Raw genomic sequence first — 17,764 nt, 5'->3', positions numbered from 1 at the left:
GCAACACGACGATTGGATCCAACAAAAACGCTACATGTCACTGACCGCACTCGAACACACCAAACACCTCATGCACCGCACAGGAGACGCCAATGGTGACCACAACCAGCTAACCGCCTGACCTCAAACACAGAACTGAATACCGAGCCGAAAGCACAAACGGCTACACCACTACACGGGACTTGACCGGAGTTCTGCTTCCAGTGTGTCTATGACCACCGAACCGAGTTCTCGGTCAAGCGGATGTGCCACGTGTTGAAGCTGAATCGTTCCTCGTTCTATAAATGGGTACAAACCCGTAAAAATCGCAGGATACAATGATGTATTCTGACGGTCTTATTGGTGCGAGGATCGCAACCATCTTTGATGATGAGCTTGGTCTTTACGGCGCTAAACGCATCGCTGCGAGCCTTAAAGCCGATACGAGCTTTGGCCCGACGAATCACAAGAAAGTCGCACGAATTATGAAAGCCATGGGGCTTAGAGACTTTACCACACGTCGCCGATGTACCACCACTAGGCGTAAGCCTGGCCACCGAGTCATGCCGGATTTGCTAGGCCGCAAATTCGCAGCTAACGAGCCGAACCGCGTTTATGTCGGCGATATTACCTACTTGCCATGTAAAGGAGGAAAAACATGTATGTGGCCACTGTCATTGACACTTCATTCACGCAAACGTGCAGGTCATGCACTCGCAGACCACATGCGTGTCTTACTGGTCGTCGATGCTCTATCCCACGCGCATGGTGTGCGTGGCAGTCGTGACGGGGCTATATTCCATTCCGATCACGGCAGCGTGTACACCTCACAGGCCTTTAGGAACTATTGCTCGTCGTTGGGGGTGCGCCAGTCTATGGGGGCGGTAGAAACGAGTGCTGATAACGCTCTGGCAGAATCGTTTAACGCTACTTTAAAGCGGGAAGTGCTGCGTGATAGGAAAGTCTTTGACAATCCGATCGCCTGCCGCCGGGAAGTCTTTAGGTGGTGCATGCGCTACAACACGCGCCGGCGGCACTGCGGGTGCAATCTTGTAGCGCCTGATGTCTTTGAAGCCGAGACTTCAGCTACACTGACCAAAGCAGCATAGCTAACCCCCGATGTGTCCACTTTCCGGGGGTCGGGCCCGTGCGCATCCATCTCTGCCTGTAGACCAGCGTTGATCGACACCTGTAGCAAGCCTTTGACCAGCTCGCTTGCATCATCAGCAGAAGCCGACAGCTCGCTGATCAAGCTGGCGAGCTTAAGGATTTTCCATCAGCTTCTCGCTGATCTCGTTGACCCTCGCCGGGTCATGGCTTTTCTTTGGTGACACCGTAGTCATTATCGGTGAAACTCCTTCTAGATCAGAGCCTCACACACAAACTTCCTGACCCCTCGCAGTTCACCAACGATGAATCCGCGCTGAAAACGCTGTGGTTGATGATCTGCACTATTGAAGACAAACGAGCCGCCAAAAGAGCAAAGCAAGGCGAACGAGTCTCCGCGACAGCCGGCAGACTCATGGAAGGAGCCCGAGTTTCCGGCTGGAAACAAGCCATCAACCAAATGGCCGTGGCCTTTCCCGACCGCTTCGACAAATACCTATAAACCTAGCCCCACACACAAACAACTTGACACGCTCGATTGCGCTGCCACAAGCCAAGCTCAATACCAATGCGGTACACAACGCTGGTTCCTACATTAAGCCGCGTTGAAATATCTGACGGCTTCACACCCTGCTTCCATAGCGCTTCAATGCTTTCTGTAACCGAAGCAGAAGTCGACTTCTGAACACGCACAGGAAGTTGATACTCACGAGCCAGCCGATACGCAACACTCAAGCTAAGCCCCAGTTCCAACGCCGCACTACGAACACTACGACCGCCTGAAACCAAGCAACACAGCTGCTCCACCACATCCGGCGAAGGATCCCAACGACTCGACACCACAAACACCACCAATCAAGGTCAGGTGTTTCCACGATCCTTAGAATCCGGGCTTAACCCAAAAAATAAAACCCCCCTCACCAGCGTTTTTGCTGATAGAGGGGGACGTGGAAAAGCTTCCCCACCAGGACTCGAACCTAGAATGGCGGTACCAAAAACCGCAGTGTTGCCGATTACACCATGGGGAACCACAGCGATCGCTGTAGCTATAGCGTACCTGATGCCCCCGGGTAAATAACAAATTACTAGGTAAGGGTGGGGCAAAGGATAGGGTAGAAGGCATGGTTCGACAGAGAATGACCGGACGCGAGCGCCGCGAGCAATTGATTTCCATTGGACGCGCCGCTTTTGCGGAATTGGGGTTTGAAGGCACCAGCGTTGAAGAGATTGCGTCGCGCGCCGGAGTATCGAAGCCGGTGGTCTACGAGCATTTTGGGGGCAAAGAAGGCCTGTATGCGGTGGTCGTGGATCGGGAGATGCTGGCGCTAGAAAAAGTCATCAAGGATTCTTTAGAAGAGGGCAGCTGGCGCGAGCGCATTGAGCAGGCCGTGATGGCACTGCTGAATTACGTCGAGGAAGAAACCGATGGTTTCATCATTCTGGTACGCGATTCGAAGCCGGGCGAGGAGCGCAGTTTTTCTACGCTGCTCAATGCAGCGGTGGGGCAGGTGGCCTATATCTTGGGTGAGGCCTTTGAGCACCGCGGTATTAATCCGGAGCTGGCCAATATTTACGGGCAGGCCCTCGTGGGCATGGTCTCTACTACGGCGCAGTGGTGGTTGGATGAGCGCAGCCCGGAGAAACCGGATAAGGAAGTCGTCGCTACGCATATAGTCAATCTATGCTGGAATGGTTTGTCCGGTATGGAAATTAAGCCCAAATTAGGAGGCAGGAAGTAAATGGCGACGCCAATGCTGGCAGGTCTGCTTAAGGTCGCGGCCACGGACCCGAAGCTCAAGGGGCTTGTGGCCAATGTGGGCCAGGACCTGCACATTACGGGTATCGATCAGGCGCGCCCTTGGGCTCTTGGAACTTTGGCCCACCACGCGCCGGTGCTGGCGGTCACGGCCACCAGCCGCGAGGCCGAGGATCTCACCGCGGAGCTTACCGCGATGATGGGCGATAAGGTCGCGATGTTTCCCTCGTGGGAGACGCTGCCGCACGAGCGCCTGAGCCCAGGCGTGGATATCATCGGCAAGCGCGCGCAGGTGCTGCACAACATTGATGACCTGCGCATTATTGTCACGGCCGCGCGCGGGCTGTCCCAGCCCATCCTGCAGGACATCGAGGGCCGTGCCCCGGTGCATCTGGAAGAAGACCACGAATATAACTTCGATGATGTGGTGCGCAGCCTGGAATTTCGGGCGTATAAGCACGTGGACATGGTGGCCAAGCGCGGTGAGTTTGCCACCCGCGGTGGCATTATCGATGTCTTTCCCACCACTTTGGATTACCCAGTGCGCGTGGAATTTTGGGGCGATGAGGTCACCGATATCCGCCAGTTCTCTGTTGCTGACCAGCGCACCATCCCGGAAATCGAGGTCGGCCGCGTCGATATCTTTACCGCCCGCGAGCTGCCGATTACGGATGCGGTAGCGCAGCGCGCGGCCACATTGGCGGCGACGCACACCGGCAACCCAGCGCTGGTGGAGCTGCTCACCAAAGTCAGCGAGCATATTCCGGCAGAGGGCATGGAAGCAGTATTGCCCGTGCTTTCCGATGCCCCACTGATCACCCTTTCCGAGTTCCTCCCCGCCGCCACGCACGTGGTGATGGTGGCACCGGAAAAGATCAGGCGCCGCGTGGAAGACCTGGAAAAGACCGACGCGGAATTCCTCGCTGCCGGCTGGGAGGCTGCTGCCATGGGTGCGGATGGACCCTTGTCCACGGAAGGGCTCGATACTGAGGGATCGAGCTACCGCTCCTTTGAGTCTTTGGAGGTCTCCATTCGCGAGGCCGGTCAGCCGCTGTGGACATTTTCCCCACCGGGCATGTTGGCCGGGCCAGAGGAGGAAACCCTGCCGCTCGAGTTTGAGCCTGGGCCCACCCCGCGCGGTGATATCAAAGAGATCGATGCCATGATGGCCCAGCTGCTGGCGCATACAAACGCTGGCGGGCGTGCGGCATTTATCGCGCCTGCCCAGGGTGCTATCAAGCGCATGGTGGAGCGTTTTGCCGAGCAGGGCATTCGCACCAAGGTGGCCACCCCCGGCTGGGAACCCAGCGCGGGCGAGGTCACCCTGTATCAGGCCCTCAGCCATGCGGGCTTGGTCTTTCCCAAGGTGCGCAAGCTCAAAGACGCCGAGGCACTGCCGCTCGTCGTGGTGACGGAAACGGACCTGACCGGTAACCGCGTCGGCGATATTGCGGACGCCAAGCGGCGGCCGGCCAAGCGCCGCAATAAGGTGGACCCGCTGGCGCTCAAGCAGGGCGATTTTGTGGTGCATGAAACGCACGGCATCGGCAAGTTTTTGAAGATGGCCGAGCGCACCATCCAATCCGGCGATGAGACCAGCCGGCGCGAATATATCGTGCTGGAATATGCGCCCTCCAAGCGCGGGCAGCCGGCGGACCAACTGTGGGTGCCGATGGATTCGCTGGATCTGCTCAGCAAATACACCGGCGGCGAATCGCCCCACCTATCCAAGATGGGCGGCTCGGACTGGAAGAACACCAAAAAGAAGGCGCGCGCCGCCGTGCGCGAGATCGCCGGCGAATTGGTGGATCTCTATGCCAAGCGCCAGGCCGCACCGGGACACCAGTTCGCGCCCGATAATCCCTGGCAGGCGGAGATGGAGGACAATTTCCCCTTCGTCGAAACCGAGGACCAGATGCTGGCCATCGACGCAGTGAAAGAGGATATGGAATCCACGGTGCCGATGGACCGCGTGGTCGTCGGTGACGTGGGCTATGGCAAGACCGAGGTCGCCATTCGCGCCGCCTTCAAGGCCGTGCAAGATGGTACCCAGGTCGCCGTCCTAGTACCCACCACACTGCTGGCGCAGCAGCACTACGATACCTTTAGCGAGCGCATGGCCGGGTTCCCCGTCAAGATGGCGGTCCTATCGCGCTTTACCTCAAAGAAGGAAGCCACGGAGATCTTTAAGGGGCTTGCCGATGGCTCGATTGACATCGTCGTTGGCACGCACCGCCTGCTGCAAACCGGCGTGCACTGGAAGAACTTGGGTCTCATCGTGGTCGATGAGGAGCAGCGCTTCGGCGTGGAGCACAAGGAACACATCAAGGCGCTGAAAGCCAGCGTCGACGTGCTAACCATGTCCGCGACGCCGATTCCCCGCACGCTGGAGATGTCCATGGCCGGCATCCGTGAAATGTCGACCATCCTCACCCCGCCAGAGGATCGCCACCCGGTGCTGACCTATGTCGGCGCCTACGAGGATAAGCAGGTCGCGGCCGCCATTCGGCGCGAGCTTTTGCGCGATGGTCAGACCTTCTTTATCCACAATAAGGTTTCCGATATTGAAAAGAAGGCGCGCGAACTGCGCGACTTGGTGCCAGAAGCACGCATCGTCGTTGCCCACGGCCAGATGAATGAGGACCTGCTAGAAAAGACCGTCCAGGGATTCTGGGACCGCGAGTATGACGTTTTGGTGTGTACCACCATCGTGGAAACCGGACTGGATATCGCCAATGCGAATACGCTCATTGTGGAAAATGCCCACCACATGGGCTTGTCGCAGCTACACCAGCTGCGCGGGCGCGTGGGCCGCTCCCGCGAGCGCGGTTACGCCTACTTCCTGTACCCCAAGGGCGCCACGCTGACTGAGACCTCCTATGACCGCCTGGCTACCATCGCCCAGAATAATGATCTGGGCGCAGGCATGGCCGTGGCCATGAAAGACCTAGAGATGCGCGGTGCTGGCAACGTGTTGGGCGCCCAGCAATCCGGTCACATTGCAGGCGTGGGCTTCGATCTCTACGTGCGCTTGGTCGGCGAGGCCGTCGAGGCCTTCAAGTCTTTGGCCCGCGGCGAGGCACCCGCGGTGACGGACGAGGGGCCGAAGGAAATCCGCATCGATCTTCCCGTGGATGCCCACATCCCAGAGTCCTATATCGATTCCGAGCGCCTGCGCCTCGAGGTCTACCGCAAGCTAGCGGCCTCGCAGGATAATAAGGATCTCGCGGCGGCGCGGGAAGAAATGGAAGACCGCTTCGGCCCCTTGCCCAAGGAGGTCGAGCGCTTGCTCGCCGTGGCGCGCCTGCGCCACCAAGCCCGCCGCGCCGGGGTGGCAGACATTACCGTGCAGGGAACCCGCGTGAAATTCCACCCGGTCGAGCTGCCGGATTCCAAGCAGGTGCGCCTGAAGCGCCTGTACCCGGGTTCGAGCTTCCGGGCCGCGGCCAAGGCCATCAACGTGCCTTTCCCCAAGGCTGGGCGCAATGTCACCTCACCCAAGCTGCGCGATGAGGAGCTTATCCAGTGGGCCGCGGACTTCTTAAGCGCGCTTTTTGATGTCCAACCCATCAACGTCTCCGGCGAGAAAGCCGGCGCCGGATCAGTCATCAGCGTAGGCGAGTAGCCGATGGGCGCGTAGCCCCTCGGCACATAGCCGATCGGCGCTTAGGAGAAGTCCAGGCCGATATCCAGCACGCGCACCGAGTGGGTGAGGGCGCCGACGGCGATATAGTCCACGCCCGAGGTGCCGTACTCACCGGCGTTCTCCAGCTGCAACCCACCGGAGGCCTCCAGCGCCGTGGTTGGGCTGAGGGCTTGCCGGCGATGGACGGCGGTGTGGACATCGGCAAGCGCGAAGTTATCCAGCAGCACCATATCCGGATGCAGCGGGAGCACTTCGTCGAGCTGATCCAAGGTATCGACCTCGACCTCGCAGGCGATGTCCGGGGCATGTTCGCGCACGCGACGCAGGGCCGTGGCCACGCTGCCGCCCACGGCGAGCACGTGATTGTCCTTAATCATGGCGGCATCGCCCAAGCCCATCCGGTGGTTCGCCCCGCCGCCGGCGCGGACGGCGTATTTCTGCAGCGCGCGCAGGCCAGGCAGGGTCTTGCGGGTATCGCGCACCTGGGCCTGTTTAACGCTGCCCGGCGTCCCCGTGTCCTCTGCTGCTGCTGCGATGGCATCGACCCAACGCCGCGTCTGCGTCGCAATGGCGCTTGCGTGCGAGACCATATTGAGCATGGTGCGCTCAGCGGCTAGCACGAGGAGGGTAGGTGCCTGCACCGTGGCGGTGACCTGGCCTGGGGTAACGCGGTCGCCGTCGGTGGAGTGGAGGGTGATGGTGGGGGTCGGGGCATCGGCAAGCGTGGGGCCTGTAACCACGCCCCACTGGCTTAAGCGCTGGGCGGTAGCGTCAAGAACCTGTTCGATAAGGCCCAAGCCTGCGATGGTGCCGGCCTCGCGCGCGGTGAACTCCGCCGTGCAACGCGCCTCACCCGGCACCGTGGCAAGCGAGGTGTAATCCGGCCCGTAAGCGAAATCCTCATCCAAGCCCGTGGAAATGAGCGCGGAGCAATCCGGCAGGTGCAGGTCTTCCATTTACTCGCCCCCGCCGGGGTTGCCAATGGAAATCATGGCCTCGAGGGACTTGCGCGCCGCGTTTGCGATGTCTTCTGGCACCGTAACCTCATCGGTTTCTTCTATCAGGCAGCGCTCCAGGGTCTCTGGGGTGATCATCTTCATGTACTTGCACTCGGCGTGGTCATTGACGGCCTGGAAATCGATGTCCGGCGCGGCCTGGCGCAGCTGGTGCAGCATGCCGGTCTCCGTGGCAACGAGCACCTTGTTCTGCGGCTGCTTCTGGGATTGGGTGATCATCTGTCCGGTAGAGAGCATGTGCACGCGTTCTTGCGGCACCAAGCCCTCGTTGGCTAGGTACAACGCGGAATTGGAGCAGCCGCACTCCGGGTGGATATATAAGTCCGCGTCCGGGTTATCTTGGGTTTGTTGGGTTAGCTGCTGGGCGCTAATGCCGGCGTGCACGTGGCACTCACCGGCCCAAATGCGGATATTTTCCCGGCCGGTCTCGCGCTTGACGTAGGCGCCCAAGAACTGGTCGGGGCAGAAGAGGATTTCTTTATCCGCCGGCAGCGAATTGACCACGTCGACGGCATTGGAGGACGTACAGCAGACATCGGTCAGCGCCTTGACCTCGGCGGTGGTGTTGACGTAGCTGACCACCAGGGCATCGGGGTGCTCGGCCTTCCATGCGCGCAGCTCATCGGCGGTGATGGAATCTGCCAGGGAACACCCAGCGCGCTCATCGGGGATGAGGACCTTCTTATTCGGAGAAAGAATCTTCGCGGATTCCGCCATGAAGTGCACGCCGCAAAAGACGATGATATCTGCATCAGTTTCCGCTGCCTTGCGGGACAGCGCCAGGGAATCGCCAGTGTGGTGGGCAACGTCTTGGATCTCCGGGATCTGGTAATTATGCGCCAGGATCACCGCATTGCGCTGTTCCGCCAATTCTTTGATCCGCTCCGCCCAGGCCTTTCCTGCCGCGGGGTCCGAACCAGCAGGAGTGGCAGAGGGCATGGCGCTAACATTGGTTTGAGTCACAAGTGCTCCAAAGGTGATAGTCACAGAAATTAGTGGGGTGTTATAACCGTACTAAACTGTCTGTGTTCAAGACCACTTGCGATGCCAGGTGAGTGCACCGACCCAGCCCTTTTGGTGGGGTAGGGAGGACTAGAGCTCCAGCGATCCTTGGGCGAGGCCGACCGCGGCGATGGTGGCGGCCACCAGTACCACGATGACGATTGACCACTCAAATCCATTAAAAAGCTTTTCGCGGCGCGATAGGCGGGTGAGCACGTACGGGATAAGCCCTGGCACTACGGCAAGAGCGCCAAAGAGAATATAAACCGGGTCGGCGGCATAAATTAGCCACAGAGAGTACACAAAGGCCACTAGCGCGATGCCAAAGTGGCGCCGGTTTTCGCGTCTGGGAATATCCGGCCCGGATAGATCGAACCGCGTTCCGGCGTGCGGGTGGGTCACGCCCTTTCCCCGTATCGCTAGCAGCAATAGGTACAGCGAGGAGAAGATATAGGGCAGGAGGTACATGATGGTGGCGAGCTGCACCATCGCGGCATAAGAAGCTTCATTGACGTAAAAGACGACGATGAAGATCTGGATGGCAGTTGTAGAAATCAGCTGGGCTACCCACGGGGCGCCGGCCACATTGATGGTGCCGATGCGGCGGGGGATAAGGCCATCGATGGCCATCATGACGATGGGCTCAGCACACAACATTTGCCAGGAAACGTAGGCGCCGAGGACCGAAAGGCACAGACCGATGGAAATCAGCGCCCCGCCCCACGGGCCGACGACCTCCGTGAGCACCGAGGCCATGGAATTATCCGGCAGCGCGGCTAGCTCTTCTTTCGTCATCACACCAAAACTCAAGGTGGAGACGGAAACCAAGAGTGCAAGCACGGAGAAGAAACCAATGACGGTGGCGCGGCCAACATCGGTGCGCTTAGTGGCCTGCTTGGAATAGACGGAGGCGCCTTCTACGCCGATAAAGACCCAGACGGTAAAGAGCATGATGCCCTGGACCTGCTCAAAGACGCTGGCATTGGAATTTCGGCCCCAGAAATCCAAGGTGAATTTATCCCAGCTAAAGCCGATGAACGCGACTAAGACGATGAAGGCCAAGATGGGGACGATCTTGGCAATCGTGGTCACCAGGTTCATGAATGCGGCTTGCTGCACCCCGCGGGCCAAAACGGCGAAGATGCCCCACGATAGAAGGGAGACGGCGATGGCAGACGGCCATTGGTGGTCGGCATCGAAAAGCGGCAGGTAATGCCCAATCGTATTGAAAAATAAGGTGGCATAGCCCACCTGCGCCATCACCGAGCCCAGCCAATAGCCCCAACCTGAGGTAAAGCCGATGAAATCGCCCAAGCCGGCGCGTACGTAGGAATAGACGCCGGAATCCAAGTGGGGCTTGCGATACGCCAAAATCTGGAAGACAAAGGCAACCGACAGCATGCCGATTCCCGCCACCAACCAACCGATGAGCATGGCACCTGGGCCCGCCACGGAGGAAATATTTTGGGGTAGCGAAAAGATGCCCGCGCCGACGGTGGATCCGATAATCAGCGCGACAAGCGTCCACAATGACACCGAGTGGGACTTATTTTGGCTGGAGGTCATTGGCCTAAAGTACCGCGCCCGCCCCGTTAAAGGGAACTTGAGAAAATACACGGGATAGACTTTGTAGCTATGACAGTCCTGTTGCTCGATGAACGCTGGCCCACCATGATTCCCATGCGCGCCTATGGCAGGTTATACGGACCCGTTCAGTTCACCGGGGAAGTGCCGGTATCAGTGCGGTGGAACTTCTCGGATCTACTTAGCGGCGATGATGCCACCGGCACCTTGGTGACCACCGATGAACACGATCCAGAAACCCAGGCGCGCATTGCCACCGGCGAGCAGGTCATTAGGGCTGAGTCGCTTGACGATCCCGTGATGCAGGCGCGAAGCGCTATGGCAACGGCCCGCCGCATCGGCGAATGGGAACGCGAACAGACCCATGAATCCCTCCTGCCGTACTTAGAAGAGGAGGCAGGTGAATTTGCGGCGGCCGTGCGCCAGCGCGCGCCCGAGGAGGAATTGCTCAAAGAGCTAGGGGATATCTTCCTGCAGGTGCTTTTTCACGCCGAGATTTCCACTTTCTCGCTAGACGATGTCGCCGACAGCTTCGTGCGCAAGATGCGCTCCCGCGCACCATATCTCTTTGACGGAACGGCGGACATAGTAGGCGTAGAAGAACAAAACCGCCTCTGGGCGGAGGGGAAATCGCGGGAGTAAAAGCGACGTCAAAGTCTCAGGGACTTTTACGCTTGGCGGGCGCGTGTAGTTATCCGGCGGGGTGAATTTCACTTAGTAGGATGGCTACTCATGAACAGGCTGCTGCGAACAATCGGGGGCTGCGGACTAGCCGTAGTAATCATCATTGCGCTGGTAATGGGGCTATTTGTGTCAAATTCCGCCGATGATTCTTCGGTTCCCAATGCCACCCCGCCCGTGGGTGGAAAAGAGGTGGCAAATATCGATGTCAACGCGCCGGGACGCACGGCCGATAAGCTAACGCACTGGGCATCGGATTTGGCAGAAAAGACCGATATTCCGCCGCAAGCGCTGCGCGCCTATGGCAACGCGGAACTTATCGCACGGCAGCAGCACCCGGGCTGCAATTTGCGGTGGAATACCCTTGCGGGTCTGGGCTTTGTAGAAACCCGGCACGGTACCTATAACGGCAACTGGTTTAAGTCCTCCAAGTTGGATGACAACGGCTACCCGCAGCCGCCGATCGTCGGCATTACCCTGGATGGCACGAATAACACCGCGCACACCCCGGATACCGATAACGGCGAAATCGACGGGGATACGGAATTTGACCGCGCGGTGGGGCCATTGCAGTTCATCCCTACCTCGTGGGAGTCCGTGGGCGGCGATGCCAATGGCGATGGCAAGGCCGACCCGAACCAGATCGACGACGCCGCCCTGGGCGCGGCGAACCTCTTGTGCTTTGGTGATAGGGATCTCAGTGACCCGGATCAGTGGGAAGAGGCCATCTTAAATTACAACCAGTCCAGGGAATATCTGGACAAGGTAGCCCACGCGGCCAATGCCTACTCGGTACCGCAACCGGCTCGGTAGCATCACGCGTGGCGGTTTTCTGGAACAATTGGGCGTGTAACTGAACTAAGTGGCTCAGCGACGAACATCATCTATAAGGAGTGAGTTACAGCATGGCTGGTATCATCCACGCATTTGGACGCGAGATTCTGGATTCCCGCGGTAACCCGACCGTAGAGGCCGAGGTCTTCTTGGAGGACGGCGCCCACGGCGTTGCCGGCGTTCCTTCCGGCGCATCGACCGGTGTGCACGAGGCGCACGAGCTGCGCGACGGCGGCGACCGCTACCTGGGCAAGGGCGTGCAGAAGGCCGTAGAGAACATCAACGAGGAAATCGGCGATGAAATCGCTGGCCTCGAAGCCGATGACCAGCGCCTCATTGACCAGGCGCTCATCAAGCTGGACGGCACGGATAATAAGTCCCGCCTCGGCGCCAATGCCATCCTCGGTGTTTCCATCGCTACCGCTAAGGCTGCGGCCGAGTCCGCCGCGCTGCCGCTCTACCGCTACATCGGCGGCCCAAACGCTCACGTTCTTCCCGTTCCCATGATGAACATCCTGAACGGCGGTTCCCACGCTGACTCTGGCGTGGACGTGCAGGAGTTCATGATTGCTCCCATCGGCGCAGAGACCTTCACCGAGGCGCTCAGCGTTGGTGCTGGCGTGTACCACTCCCTGAAGGCCGTGCTCAAGGACAAGGGTCTGTCCACCGGTTTGGGCGATGAGGGCGGCTTTGCTCCATCCGTTGATTCCACCCGCGCTGCGCTTGACCTCATCGTTGAGGCCATCAAGAAGGCCGGATTCGAGCCGGGCAAGGACGTTGCCCTGGCCCTTGACGTCGCTTCTTCCGAGTTCTACGAGGACGGCAAGTACCACTTCGAAGGCGGCGAGCACACCGCCGAGGAGATGTCCAAGGTCTACGAGGAGCTCATCAACGAGTACCCCATCGTTTCCATCGAGGATCCGCTGCAGGAAGATGACTGGGAAGGCTACACCACCCTGACCGCCGCCATTGGCGATAAGGTCCAGATCGTCGGCGATGACTTCTTCGTCACCAACCCGGCTCGCCTGCAGGAGGGCATCGACAAGAAGGCAGCCAACGCGCTGCTGGTAAAGGTTAACCAGATTGGTACCTTGACCGAGACCTTCGATGCCGTAGAGCTCGCGCACCGCAACGGCTACCGCACCATGATGTCCCACCGCTCCGGCGAGACCGAGGACACCACCATTGCGGACCTAGCTGTCGCCCTTAACTGCGGCCAGATCAAGACCGGTGCCCCGGCCCGCTCCGAGCGCGTGGCTAAGTACAACCAGCTGCTGCGCATTGAGCAGGAGCTTGGCGATGCCGCCGTCTACGCCGGCCGCTCCGCCTTCCCACGCTTCAACGCTTAAGGCCTTGGGATCTAGCCTAGAAGCTGGACTCCGTTAGAAAGTTAGTCCCCGCGGCACCCCGGGAAGGTGTGGCGGGGACTTCCTCGTTGTGCCACTATTTTCTGCGCAGTGTGGCCGCGAAAAGCCTATTGCGCAGCACATGTTCCGAACGCTGAAACCGCCTGAGAAAGTTGGTGAATTTCCGCGCGTGCCACGCCCGTGTTACTGGTGTGGCGGCGCTAGGATAGTAATCCTATGGCACGTGAGAAGAAGACGGAGCGCCGCCGGAGCCGCACCAGGGTTCCGGTGGCCTCGCGTGCTGCGGATATCCGCAAATCCCAGCGGGCGCAGGAAAAGAAGAACCGCAAGCCCGATCGCATGAGCATCGTTGGCATGACCGTCATCGTTGTTTTCGTGCTGGTGGTGCTCGTCATCATTGCGGTGCCGCTGCGCAATTACTACCACGGCCGCTCTGAAATCGCCCGGCTGAATGAATCGATTGCGGCGAAGCAGGATGAAAAAGACGCCCTATTAGAAGAGATCGATAAATATAAATCCGAGGACTATATCAAGCAGGAAGCCCGGCGGCGCTTCGGCGTGGTAGAGCAGGGCGAGACCGCGTACCGCATCCTCGATCCTAATATTCAGCCCGATAACCAGGTCACTACCGATAGTCAGGCGCAGGAAGATTCGCGCCCGTGGTTTGAGGTGCTGTGGGATTCGGTGGCGCAGCCGCCGGAAGAAGAAGCCCCAGCGGGCGAGTCGCAGCACCTGCCGATCGAGCCAGCGCCTGAGGAAAGCGGCGATATGCGATAATTGTTCGCATGACCGTCACTGATGCAGATTTAGCCATCGTCTCCGAGCAATTGGGCCGCACCCCACGCGGCGTGCTGGAGGTATCTTTCCGCACGCCGGATGGCCAACCGGCCGTGATTAAAACCTCTCCCAAGTTGCCGGATGGCACCCCATTTCCCACGCTGTATTACCTCACCGATCCCCGATTGACCGCAGAGGCCTCACGGTTGGAGGTCGCCCACGTAATGAAGTGGATGGAGTCCCGCCTGGCCGAGGACAAGGAGCTCGCCGCGGACTATCACCAAGCCCACGAGCATTTCTTAGCCAAGCGCAATGAGATTGAGGACCTGGGCACGGACTTTTCCGGCGGCGGCATGCCGGAGCGAGTGAAGTGCCTGCACGTGCTCATTGCCTATGCGCTTGCCGAAGGCCCCCAACACTTCCGCCTCGGCACCGAGGCCGTGGCCATGGCGGCCGACCACGGTAAGCTGCGCGGTACGGCGATTCCACAGGATTGGCCCACGGTGGAAGAGCTGGGCATTGACCTGGCGGAGTTCGATTTTTCCAACGCGGAATAGGAGTAAGACATGACTCGCGTGGCAGCGATTGACTGCGGTACCAATTCCATTCGTCTGCTCATTTCTGAGATTGATGAAGACGGCAAGGTGCGCGATATCACCCGCACCATGGAAATCATTCGCCTGGGCCAAGGTGTGGATGCAACGGGTGAAATCGCGCCCGATGCCTTAGAGCGCGCCCGTGTGGCCTTGGAAGGCTATGTGCGCCAGATGAAGTTCGAAAAGGTCACCCGCGTGCGCATGGTGGCAACCAGTGCCACCCGCGATGCAAAGAATCAGCAGGAATTTTTCGATATGACTGCTGAACTTTTGGGCCAGATTGAATCCGGTGCCAAGGCGGAGGTTATCTCCGGCGAAGAAGAAGCACTCCTGTCTTTCAACGGCGCGGTAGCCGATATGGAGCCTGACTGCGGCCCCTTCTGCGTCATTGACTTGGGCGGCGGTTCTACCGAATTCGTCGTGGGTACCGCGGATGAAGAGATTCTAGGTTCGCACTCTGCGTACATGGGCTGTGTGCGCCTGACAGAACGCATCATGCGCACCGACCCGCCCACGGAATCAGAGGTTGAAATCGCCTCTGAATACGTAGCAGAGCGCATGGGCGAGGTAGAAAAGATCGTCCCCATGTCCAAGGCGCGCACCATTGTGGGCTGTGCCGGCACGTTCACCACGCTATCCGCCTTGGCACAGGGCCTAGAGCGCTATGATGCCGATGCGATCCATGGCTCGGAGCTGCGTTTCGATGCCCTGCGGGTGCTGCTCAAGCAACTCGTCAGCATCCCTTCCGAGGAACGCGCCCTGAATCCCGTCATTCACCCTGGCCGCGCCGATGTCATCGGCGGTGGGGCAGTAGCCGTTGAGGGAATCATGCAGCTTATCGAGCGAACCAGCGATGCACGCAGCTTCTTTATCAGCGAAAAAGACATCCTGGACGGCATCATTGCTGGTCTGGTTAGTGAATCTACCCCTCATTAACTCTTTTTAGGAATAGTGTTCTACACTATTCCTTGCACCCCGCCCCCATAGCCCAATCGGCAGAGGCAGTCGACTTAAAATCGATTCAGTGTGGGTTCGAGTCCCACTGGGGGCACCGTGTGAAGTCTCGAGACATCGTTCCTATGGTGTCTCGAGATTTTTCTTTTTTGCGGTGCCCAAAAATGTTCAAAACTTTAGGATCTTTGTGGCTTAATTTCCCGATTCATGGATCGTCGACGCCCGATGGAATCTGCCCGGGCGAAGGACTGTTCGGTGCGGAATGTGTAAGGCTTTGATGCAGGTTCTGCGGGCGCCAGAACTTTGCGACGAGGCACTTTTGGGCCTCTCGCGTGCCTGCTATCTTCGGTGGAAGCTGAGCTTAAGGTACGTGTAACTATCTGCTTGACGTTTACGCCCTATGACCTTGTTGGAACGATGTCTCGAGACATTCCTTTTTGCCCAGTTGGGGCATTTTTCATCCATGGGTTGTCTGCCGGATCGATGTGGTGAGACATTCTTGCAGGACGAACCGGAACGATCTCATGAGACATGCGGAACGATGTCATGGAACCAGACACCACTGGGGGCACCGTGTGAAGTCTCGAGACATCGCTCCTATGGTGTTTCGAGACTTTTCGTATGGCTGAGCCCAGCATTTGAACTGGCTGGGAGAGCCCAGCCTGTTCGCATGCCATTCTTGCACCTCATCTGCGAGCCAAAGACGTGTGCAGCCCAATCCCCGGCGGCTCACAGCTCCTTGTCTGGACCTGCGTCAGTAATTTTAGGCTGTACGGTTTTTCCTTTGTTGAGCGGTCGCTGTGGCTAGGTTGTAGCCGGATAGTGCAGCGAGCCCCACGACCAGGAGCCAGATGGGTGAATCAGCAATTATCGAGTACGCGGTGGCGACAACGATGCCTGCGACGGCGGAGGCCTGTTTCAATGTCACTGTAATGTCACTGTAATGTGTCCTTTCGGTAAATTTGGTGTGCCCCAGGGTGCTAGATAATAGGTCTATCCAGCGCTTTAGGAGTAATTTGTGGTGTTTCCCACCAATTTTACTGAGGCTATCCGATGGTTTGTGTATAGGCTCCAGACCTGTATAAGGAAATAAGCCAGCATGACTAGTATGACACGACGGAGTCTCGCTGATAATGCCAAATTGGCGCGGTCCGCTTGGACCATCCAATTTTCGCAGTTTGATTAGATATTCTCGGCACCTTCCAGGTTTTCCAATCCACGCAAACGGAAAAACCTGTGACGCTCCAGCTGCCCGAGCTACTGGGGTGTCCAAAAACTGTCCAAGTAAAGAACGCTTGCGTGTGCCTGCCCGGGGAATGGACACCCACTGTATAAATTTCCGAGAATCTTGAACAAATTATTCTAAATGAGGAACTTTGTGAGGCGTGATGACGTTGATCTAGATGAGAAAGATGATTCGTACATCACTGAGAAAGGACAACCGTGCGTTCAAGCAATCCGGTTATGACCTCGCTAACTGAAACTAGCCAGCAGCAGAACCCCGGCTCCGGCTACGCGAGCGAAGCCCCTCGCCCCATGACCGTGGATGACGTCGTCACCAAGACGGGCATCACCCTCGGCATCATTATCGTGGCCGCTGCTATCAACTTCTACCTAGGCACCATGAACCCAAGCACCGCCATGATGCTTATGCTGGTCGGTGGTATCGGCGGATTCATCACCGTACTCGTGGCCTCCTTTGGCCGTAAGTGGGGTTCTCCGGCTGCGACCCTCATCTACGCAGTATTCGAAGGCTTTTTCGTTGGTGGCTTCTCCTTCGTCTTCGCCAACAGCACCATCGGTGGTTCTAATGGCATGGCACTGATTGGTCAGGCAATCGTCGGCACCATCGGTGTATTCATCGGGATGCTTATTGTCTACAAGACTGGTGCAGTAAAGGTCACTCCAAAGTTCACTAAGATTTTGGTCGGCCTCATTGCAGGTGTCGCGGTAATGGCTCTCGCTAACTTCTTGGGTGCCATCTTCTTCGACTTCAACCCGCTGCGCGATGGTGGCCCCCTCGCCATCATCTTCTCCTTGGTCTGCATTGTCTTGGCTGCTCTGTCCTTCCTGACCGATTTTGACCAAGCAGACCGCCTTATCCGTGCCGGCGCTCCTGCCAAGCAGGCATGGGGCGTAGCCCTCGGCTTGGCCGTGACCTTGGTCTGGCTCTACACCGAAATCCTTCGGCTGTTGAGCTACGTTCAGCGCAACTAAGCCTCTCCGTGCTTTCGGCCCGCACTACGGTGCGGGCCATTTTTGTGTCCGCGTTTGGCTTACAGGCCTGTAATTATTGGGGTAATTCAGGGGGTATTAAGCCGTTCTTTAGCCTTTAAGCGGGTAGGAGAGGACATTCAGGCTTAAGACAGCTAATGAGCAGCAAATTTCACCATTTGGAAAGTTATAAATGTGGTGTGTGAGATAAATGAAATAGTTAAATAGTGATTAATTTGCGGGCTCGGCAA

Annotated in this window: 14 protein-coding genes, 1 tRNA gene and 2 pseudogenes; 12 read left to right on the top strand and 5 right to left on the bottom strand. The window is 58.2% G+C overall.

Annotation, left to right across the window (positions count from 1 at the left end):
• Positions 1–317: 317 nt before the first annotated feature.
• Positions 318–1,088 (top strand): IS3 family transposase, encoded by a 771-nt coding sequence (locus tag ABRP66_RS02960; protein WP_284796953.1) that lies wholly within the window; start codon positions 318–320, stop codon positions 1,086–1,088.
• 38 nt (positions 1,089–1,126) lie between these two features.
• Here ABRP66_RS02960 and ABRP66_RS02955 read toward each other — a convergent pair.
• A pseudogene (locus ABRP66_RS02955) lies at positions 1,127–1,322 on the bottom strand (IS256 family transposase); the annotation flags it as partial.
• Between the two features lie 56 nt (positions 1,323–1,378).
• On the opposite strand from ABRP66_RS02955, the pseudogene ABRP66_RS02950 reads away from it, so the two are divergent.
• The 3 genes and pseudogenes from ABRP66_RS02950 to mfd form a co-directional block, all read left to right on the top strand.
• Positions 1,379–1,588 (top strand): annotated as a pseudogene (locus tag ABRP66_RS02950) (IS256 family transposase); the annotation flags it as partial.
• 619 nt (positions 1,589–2,207) lie between these two features.
• Positions 2,208–2,825, top strand: a complete 618-nt coding sequence (locus ABRP66_RS02945; protein WP_284769966.1) for a TetR/AcrR family transcriptional regulator — start codon at positions 2,208–2,210, stop codon at positions 2,823–2,825.
• Positions 2,826–6,467 carry a transcription-repair coupling factor gene (mfd, locus tag ABRP66_RS02940; protein ID WP_284782431.1) on the top strand — a complete coding sequence of 1,214 codons (3,642 nt, stop codon included), beginning with the start codon at positions 2,826–2,828 and terminating at the stop codon, positions 6,465–6,467.
• 41 nt (positions 6,468–6,508) lie between these two features.
• Here mfd and nadC read toward each other — a convergent pair whose 3' ends face one another.
• The 3 genes from nadC to ABRP66_RS02925 all read right to left on the bottom strand — a co-directional run bounded on the left by nadC (position 6,509) and on the right by ABRP66_RS02925 (position 10,072).
• Positions 6,509–7,444 carry a carboxylating nicotinate-nucleotide diphosphorylase gene (gene nadC / locus ABRP66_RS02935; protein ID WP_284782433.1) on the bottom strand — a complete coding sequence of 312 codons (936 nt, stop codon included), beginning with the start codon at positions 7,442–7,444 and terminating at the stop codon, positions 6,509–6,511.
• Positions 7,445–8,467, bottom strand: coding sequence for a quinolinate synthase NadA (nadA, locus tag ABRP66_RS02930; protein ID WP_410756088.1), 1,023 nt, complete (start codon positions 8,465–8,467; stop codon positions 7,445–7,447). It abuts the gene before it with no gap.
• A 129-nt stretch (positions 8,468–8,596) separates the two neighbouring features.
• Positions 8,597–10,072 carry an amino acid permease gene (locus ABRP66_RS02925; protein WP_284769963.1) on the bottom strand — a complete coding sequence of 492 codons (1,476 nt, stop codon included), beginning with the start codon at positions 10,070–10,072 and terminating at the stop codon, positions 8,597–8,599.
• Between the two features lie 69 nt (positions 10,073–10,141).
• Between ABRP66_RS02925 and ABRP66_RS02920 the strand changes: the two genes are divergently transcribed.
• The 7 genes from ABRP66_RS02920 (at position 10,142) to ABRP66_RS02890 (ending at position 15,396) form a co-directional block, all read left to right on the top strand.
• Positions 10,142–10,732, top strand: a complete 591-nt coding sequence (locus ABRP66_RS02920; protein WP_284782435.1) for a MazG nucleotide pyrophosphohydrolase domain-containing protein — start codon at positions 10,142–10,144, stop codon at positions 10,730–10,732.
• Between the two features lie 90 nt (positions 10,733–10,822).
• Positions 10,823–11,584, top strand: a complete 762-nt coding sequence (locus ABRP66_RS02915; RefSeq protein WP_284852207.1) for a lytic transglycosylase domain-containing protein — start codon at positions 10,823–10,825, stop codon at positions 11,582–11,584.
• A 92-nt stretch (positions 11,585–11,676) separates the two neighbouring features.
• The gene (eno, locus tag ABRP66_RS02910; protein WP_284782438.1) at positions 11,677–12,954 is read left to right on the top strand and encodes a phosphopyruvate hydratase; all 1,278 of its coding nucleotides are present in this window, start codon (positions 11,677–11,679) and stop codon (positions 12,952–12,954) included.
• Between the two features lie 234 nt (positions 12,955–13,188).
• On the top strand, positions 13,189–13,749 hold the full coding sequence (locus ABRP66_RS02905) for a septum formation initiator family protein (protein ID WP_284769959.1): 561 nt from the start codon (positions 13,189–13,191) through the stop codon (positions 13,747–13,749).
• Positions 13,750–13,757: 8 nt separating this feature from the next.
• Positions 13,758–14,306, top strand: a complete 549-nt coding sequence (locus ABRP66_RS02900) for a DUF501 domain-containing protein (protein ID WP_023026136.1) — start codon at positions 13,758–13,760, stop codon at positions 14,304–14,306.
• A 9-nt stretch (positions 14,307–14,315) separates the two neighbouring features.
• The gene (locus tag ABRP66_RS02895; RefSeq protein WP_284850497.1) at positions 14,316–15,281 is read left to right on the top strand and encodes a Ppx/GppA phosphatase family protein; all 966 of its coding nucleotides are present in this window, start codon (positions 14,316–14,318) and stop codon (positions 15,279–15,281) included.
• Positions 15,282–15,322: 41 nt separating this feature from the next.
• Positions 15,323–15,396: transfer RNA gene (locus ABRP66_RS02890), tRNA-Leu, on the top strand.
• Positions 15,397–16,062: 666 nt separating this feature from the next.
• Here the strand turns inward: ABRP66_RS02890 and ABRP66_RS02885 are convergent.
• Positions 16,063–16,227, bottom strand: coding sequence for a hypothetical protein (locus ABRP66_RS02885; RefSeq protein ID WP_284782443.1), 165 nt, complete (start codon positions 16,225–16,227; stop codon positions 16,063–16,065).
• 515 nt (positions 16,228–16,742) lie between these two features.
• On the opposite strand from ABRP66_RS02885, the gene ABRP66_RS02880 reads away from it, so the two are divergent.
• Complete coding sequence (locus tag ABRP66_RS02880; protein ID WP_284782445.1) at positions 16,743–17,516, top strand: Bax inhibitor-1/YccA family protein; 774 nt, start codon at positions 16,743–16,745, stop codon at positions 17,514–17,516.
• The last annotated feature ends 248 nt before the right edge of the window (positions 17,517–17,764 follow it).

The sequence above is a fragment of the Corynebacterium sp. KPL2680 genome, from assembly GCF_040225675.1.
GTDB lineage: Bacteria > Actinomycetota > Actinomycetes > Mycobacteriales > Mycobacteriaceae > Corynebacterium > Corynebacterium rhinophilum.
This window is presented reverse-complemented; position numbering and strand designations above follow the sequence as displayed.